Genomic DNA, 6,323 nt, shown 5'->3' with positions numbered 1-6,323 from the left:
CTAGCTCACACACACTTGGTCCTTGGCGCGCTGCCGAAAGATTTTTAGGCGAATTAACCGAAAGAAATATTTTAGAAAAAACCATACGTGTTAAAGTAGATTTATATGGCTCTCTTTCGCTAACAGGAACTGGTCATGCAACCGATTTAGCAATAATGTTAGGACTTAGCGGTCAAGATCCTGAATACATTCCAGTAGAAAATATCTCTGGAATTATAAAAAATATCGAAGACAAAAAAGAAATAAATCTCGCTAACAAACAACTTATTCCATTTTATTTTCTGCAAGACATTGTTTTCAATAAAAATTTTCTTCCTTTTCATGCCAATGGATTAACATTTACCGCATTTACTTCCGATGAAAAAGAATACCAATCTACCTTCTACTCTATTGGCGGCGGATTTGTTGTTAAAGAAGAACGAGCAAATGCCAAGAAAAAAATTGAAATAAAACACGCCTTTCCTTTTCCTATTAATTTAGCAGAAGAATTATTACAATATTGTATTTCAGAAAAGAAAATGATATCAGAAATCGTTTACGAAAACGAAAAATCGATGCGTTCTGAAGAAATTATTGATAAAGAATTAATGCGAATATGGGAAACGATGTTAGAATGTATGCATATAGGTTGTCATTCTGAAGGAATTTTACCTGGTGGATTAAATGTTCGCCGAAGAGCGTTTGATATGCATCAAAACTTAATAGGATTAGCCAATTACTCAAATCCTCAAGAATGGTTGGAATGTATTAGAAAAACCGAAGTCAAATTTCGTCAAATCTTAAAATGGGTTTCTTGTTTTGCACTTGCGGTAAATGAAGTAAATGCTTCGTTAGGACGAGTTGTAACAGCACCAACTAATGGAAGTGCTGGTGTAATTCCTGCCGTATTAATGTATTATTTAGTAATAGAAAACCATGATGCTGGAGAAAAGGAAATCAAGCAATTTTTGATGGTTGCTGGCGAAATAGGAAGTATTTTCAAAAAAGGCGCAACAATTTCTGCTGCAATGGGTGGTTGTCAAGCCGAAATTGGCGTGTCATCTGCTATGGCTGCAGCGGCATTATGTGAACTTATGGGCGGAACTCCTGAGCAAGTTCTTATGGCTGCTGAAATCGCTATGGAACACCATTTGGGATTAACCTGTGATCCTATTGGTGGTTTGGTACAAATTCCGTGTATAGAGAGAAATACTATGGGAGCCATAAAAGCCATAAATGCTGCCGAATTAGCTCTGGAAACTGACCCAAAAAATGCCAAAGTTCCTTTAGACAAGGTTGTAAATACGATGTGGCAAACGGCAAAAGACATGAATAATAAATACAAGGAAACTTCTGAAGGCGGATTGGCTATTGCTGTAAATATGGCTGACTGTTAAATTATATGCTTCAAAACAATCGTTTTTCTTATCTCACACTAATTATATTCACAGTCATTTTGGGTATTGTATCTAGAAAAATTGATGGTATCCCAACTTATTTTGGAGATATTTTATATGCTATAATGGTTTATTTTGGAATGTGTTTTCTTTTCGTGAATTACAATCAAAAGAGAGTTATAATTCTTGCTTTATTATTTTGTTATTGTATCGAATTTCTTCAAATTTATAGAGCAGAATGGATAGTTTCTATTCGAAAAACTTCACTTGGGCATTATATTTTAGGTCAGGATTTTATTTGGAGTGATTTAGTTTATTATACATTAGGAATTGTATTTTCAAGCTTTTTAGACTTTATTATTTTAAAAAAAAAGGACAAATTATCTTTATAATAGTTAAAAACTAAACTCCTAAAACCTGTTTTTGGAGTTTTTTTGGCTCGATGTTTGCCTTTATCAAAATAGCCCTAATAGCAGTGTAAATCCTTTTGTTTTTTCTTTAAAAAATAAAAGATTACTTCACTTGAATTTTATTAAATTTGGAGTTCTGTGAACTTCGTTTGAAATGCATAGCAGGAAATAGTTTCAAAAAAAATATATTTGTTTAATTAAAATTACCATTATGAGAAAAATTACTTTACTCTTATCCTTTTTATTTATTGTTTATTCTTGTGGTGTAAAAAAAACACAATCTTTACTTAGTGATGGTGATTATGATAGCGCTATAAATCGTGCAGTCGAATCGTTACGTACTAAGAAAGATGCCAAAGGAAAACAAGATTATGTGTATTTGCTTGAAGAAGCATTTGCTAAAGCGAAAGATCGCGATTTACGAAACATTGATATGCTAGCTAAAGATGCAAATCCTGCAAATTTTGAACGAATCTATAATGCCTATTTACAACTAAATAATCGTCAAGAAAAGATTAGACCATTGTTGCCATTGCAATTACTTAAAGAAGGACGTAGTGCTTATTTCCCGTTTGATACTTATTCTGACCAAATTGTAAATAGCAAAAATGCCTTGTCTAAATATTTATATGATAATGCAGTAAAGCTTTTGAAATCAAATAACAAAATGGATTATCGTAAATCTTATGATGATTTAATTTATTTAGAAAATTTGAATCCTGGTTACAAAGATGTAAGCAAATTGATACAAGAAGCACAACAAAAAGGTACTGATTTTGTAAGTGTGTATACTAAGAATCAAACCAATATGATTATTCCTGCTCGCTTGCAAGATGATTTATTAGATTTTAGCACGTACGGATTAAATGATAAATGGACAGTTTATCATAGTAATCGTCTAAAAAATATTAGTTATGACTACGGATTAATAGTCAATTTTCGTCAGATAAATATTTCGCCAGAACAAATTAAAGAGAAAGAATTTATCAAGGAAAAACAGGTGAAAGATGGAGTAAAAACACTTTTAGACACTAATGGAAATGTAGTAAAAGACAGTATAGGAAATCCTATAAAAGTAGATAATTTTAAAACTATTCGAGTTAATATTTATGAATTCAAGCAGTTTAAATCTTGTCAAGTTATTGCAAAAGTAGATTATATCGATTTTAGAAACAATCAGTTAATAGAAGCTTTCCCGGTAACAAGTGAGTTTGTTTTTGAACATATATATGCCAATTATAACGGAGATAAAAGTGCTTGCGACGACAGTTATTTACCTTATTTTAATAAACGTGCCGTTCAATTTCCAAGTAATGATCAGATGGTTTATGATTCTGGTGAAGATTTGAAAGCAAAATTAAAAGACATAATTACAAGGAATAAGTTTAGAAGATAAATCCTATATTTTATACTTTTAAAAAGGAGGTTTTCAGTTTTGAAAACCTCCTTTTTCGCATTTCATCTGTACAATTTTACCACTTAACGAATTGTTAGTAAATAATTTAGGTTATTAATTCTATTTTTATATTCTTTGCGATATAATCTAAACAATTTAACCTAAACCATGAAAAAAATTCTAATTCTATTAGTATTAACTATTATTAGTACTAATGGCTTTTCACAAAAACTATCTAAAACTAAAAAAATTGAAACTAAAGGCAGTTTCGCCAATCCTATTCCTTCGCCAAATGGCGAATTTATTTTGGTATCAGGCGAACAATCAAAAGGAATTTCATTATTAAATGTAAAAACCAAAAAACTAACTCAAATTTCTAAAACTGAAGGAAGTGGTTATGGTTATAGCTGGGCAAATGATGGTGAAACTTTCTTTTATAAAGTGAAACCTGAAAATGGTTATATTATGAATTCTGAAGTTTTTAGTTATACTATAAAAACTAAAAAGACAGAAAAAGTAAACATTAATCATAATTATTTGCCTTCTTATAAAGGGAATACAAAAGGAAGTAATGTTGTTGTTTATACAAACATTAGGACTTTAAAAATTGAAGCTATTGATTTAAACACGATGAAATCATGGGTTGTTACAAATAATGAAGGTCAATTTTATAGTGCTACTTTATCCCATGATGGGAAAAAAGTAGCTCTACATGAGGGTTCAAGCCTCTTTGTATACAATATTGATGGTTCAGGAGTAATAGCAAAATTAGGTGAAGGAATTGCAACTTCGTGGTCTAAGAACGATAACTATTTATTAGGATTTATAAGTGAAAGTCTTGATGGACATGATGTAAGTAATTCAGATATTTATTTGTTTGATGTTACTACTTCCAAATCAAAAAAAATGACCCAAACAAAAAATTCACTTGAAAGTGATCCAAGTTTTTTTGGCACAAACGGAATAATTTTTACTGACGGAAAAACGGGCCAAATATTCACTTCACAAATTAAATTTTAATTCCCATGAAGCAATTATATATATTTTTATTTACCATTTTATTTTCATTTGCAGCAAATTCTCAAGTCATATATATCGATCCAGGACACGGTTATGGTACAAGTACCAGTGATAATCCAGACGGAAGAACAACAACAGAAATTGAAAGTGCTCTAGCTGTTGGATTAAAAGTTAGAACATTGTTGCAAAATAGTTGTCCGTCAGTAATAGTTCATATGTCAAGAACTACAAATGTAAATGGTTGGTCTAATGTAAGTGCAAGAGCATTGCAAGCCCAAAACTGGAATGCAGATAGATTATTAAGTATTCATTGTAATGCTGATGGTGACGCAACAAATGATGCAGCTGCAACTAGTACGGCCAACGGAACAGAAAGTTTTTATGGCACTGATCCTGAACTAACTGCAAACGCTGAAAGTGCAGCTATTAATACTGCTTATGCTACAAAAGTACAGGCAGAAGTAGCACTTAAAGCAGCTGTTACAAGCAGAAATAGCGGAGTTCCTTTTAATCGAAATAATTTAGGAATTTTTGGTCGTTCTACAACTGCTTGTTTAAACGAAATGGGATTTGTTGATAACGCCTCAAATAAAGCAAAATTATTAAGTGAAACTGGCAGAGATAATTATGCATTAGGCTTTTTTACAGCGCTTAAATCAAATTTAAACATGACTTGCAACGGAACAGTTGCTGCGCCAGGAACATTCTCACTTACAGTTACGCCCGCATGTACTAGTACAGTTAGTCAAGTTAATCTTTCTTGGACAGCTTCTACAAATGCAACTTCTTATGATGTTTATAGAAATGGAATTTTATGGGATACAAACGTAACAGTTACTACTTATGTAAATACTACTAATGTTGTTGCTGGAACAATATATACTTATTCTGTAAAAGCTAAAAATACAGGAACAACTCAAGTAACAAATTCAAACGGAACTTTATCAGTAACAGCTTTAAATTGCGCAACTCCAGGAACATTTACATTAACTGCAACTCCTCAATGCGCTACAACAACAAGTAGAGTTAATCTTTCTTGGACAGATTCTGCAAATGCAACTTCTTATGATATTTATAGAAATGGAATTTTATGGGATACAAACATAACAACAACGTCTTATATTAATACAACCAATGTTGTTGCTGGAACTACTTATACTTATTCTGTAAAAGCTAAAAATAGTACGGCAACTCAAACGGCAAATTCAAACGGAACTTTATCTGTAACTGCCATAAACTGTGCAACACCAGGATCCTTTACACTAACAGTTACTTCAGAATGTAGTGCTTCTGCAACAAGTCAAAATCGATTAAATTGGACTGCGTCTGCAAATGCAACGGCTTATGATGTGTACAGAAACGGAGTTCTTTACCAAGCTGATGTAATTGGAAATCAATACATCAATAGTTATTTAATTACTGGCGGAACTGTTTATACTTATTCGGTTAAAGCAAAAAACACTATTGGACAAACAACAAATTCAAACGGAACTTTATCTGTTACAGCAACAAGTTGTATTCCTGGTACGTTTACGCTTTCTACTATTGCAGATTGCGCTACAACAACCAGTAGAATAAACCTTACTTGGACCACTTCAGCAGGAGCAACAGCTTACGATATTTACAGAAACGGAAATCTTTACGCAAGTGATGTTACAGGAAATCAGTTTTTAAACACTTATTTAATTACTGCTGGTTTAACTTATACGTTTTCTATGGTTGCAAAAAATAGTGTAGGAACTATGGCAAACTCAAACGGAACAAGAACAGTTACTGCAATTAGTTGTTTACTAGCTGGAACAAATACACCAGTAACTGCAATTTCTAAAAATGATGAGTTAATTAGCAATAATATCTTTGTTAAAAATGAAATCTCAGTTTATCCAAACCCTACAGAAGGTGAATTCTTTTTAAATATTGATAATGTATTAAACAAAGCTTTAGATATTACTATTTTCAGTTTAACTGGTCAAAGTGTTTACACCAAGAACTTTAATTCATCTGAAGAAGTTATCAATCAAGGAATCAATATTAATCATTTACCAAGCGGAATTTATTTAATTAAAATAAGTGTTGATGGTAAAGAATACAATAAGAAAATTATTAAAAAATAGTTTTTAG

General features: G+C 31.6%; 5 protein-coding genes. All 5 read left to right on the top strand.

Annotated features, from left to right (window positions below):
- Positions 1-1,376 (top strand): L-serine ammonia-lyase (locus ACHZC3_RS08400; RefSeq protein WP_394759424.1); only part of this gene is annotated, 1,376 nt, incomplete at its 5' end.
- Positions 1,377-1,381: 5 nt separating this feature from the next.
- Positions 1,382-1,768 carry a DUF2809 domain-containing protein gene (locus tag ACHZC3_RS08395; protein ID WP_394759423.1) on the top strand — a complete coding sequence of 129 codons (387 nt, stop codon included), beginning with the start codon at positions 1,382-1,384 and terminating at the stop codon, positions 1,766-1,768.
- A gap of 229 nt (positions 1,769-1,997) precedes the next feature.
- Positions 1,998-3,182: a hypothetical protein gene (locus tag ACHZC3_RS08390; RefSeq protein ID WP_394759422.1), complete on the top strand. Its 1,185-nt coding sequence runs from the start codon at positions 1,998-2,000 to the stop codon at positions 3,180-3,182.
- 168 nt (positions 3,183-3,350) lie between these two features.
- The gene (locus ACHZC3_RS08385) at positions 3,351-4,202 is read left to right on the top strand and encodes a TolB family protein (protein WP_394759420.1); all 852 of its coding nucleotides are present in this window, start codon (positions 3,351-3,353) and stop codon (positions 4,200-4,202) included.
- A 5-nt stretch (positions 4,203-4,207) separates the two neighbouring features.
- Positions 4,208-6,316 (top strand): N-acetylmuramoyl-L-alanine amidase, encoded by a 2,109-nt coding sequence (locus ACHZC3_RS08380; RefSeq protein ID WP_394759418.1) that lies wholly within the window; start codon positions 4,208-4,210, stop codon positions 6,314-6,316.
- The last annotated feature ends 7 nt before the right edge of the window (positions 6,317-6,323 follow it).

Source organism: Flavobacterium sp., from assembly GCF_043720215.1.
In the GTDB taxonomy this organism is placed as follows: Bacteria; Bacteroidota; Bacteroidia; order Flavobacteriales; family Flavobacteriaceae; genus Flavobacterium.
The sequence above is the reverse complement of the archived record's forward strand: the minus strand, read 5'-3'. Positions and strand labels throughout refer to the sequence as shown.

Excerpts from the sequence above, each read along its gene's own strand:
- ACHZC3_RS08395 (WP_394759423.1), top strand. The coding sequence starts at position 1,382 with ATGCTTCAAAACAATCGTTTTTCTTATCTCACACTAATTATATTCACA.
- ACHZC3_RS08390 (WP_394759422.1), top strand. The coding sequence starts at position 1,998 with ATGAGAAAAATTACTTTACTCTTATCCTTTTTATTTATTGTTTATTCT.
- ACHZC3_RS08385 (WP_394759420.1), top strand. The coding sequence starts at position 3,351 with ATGAAAAAAATTCTAATTCTATTAGTATTAACTATTATTAGTACTAAT.
- ACHZC3_RS08380 (WP_394759418.1), top strand. The coding sequence starts at position 4,208 with ATGAAGCAATTATATATATTTTTATTTACCATTTTATTTTCATTTGCA.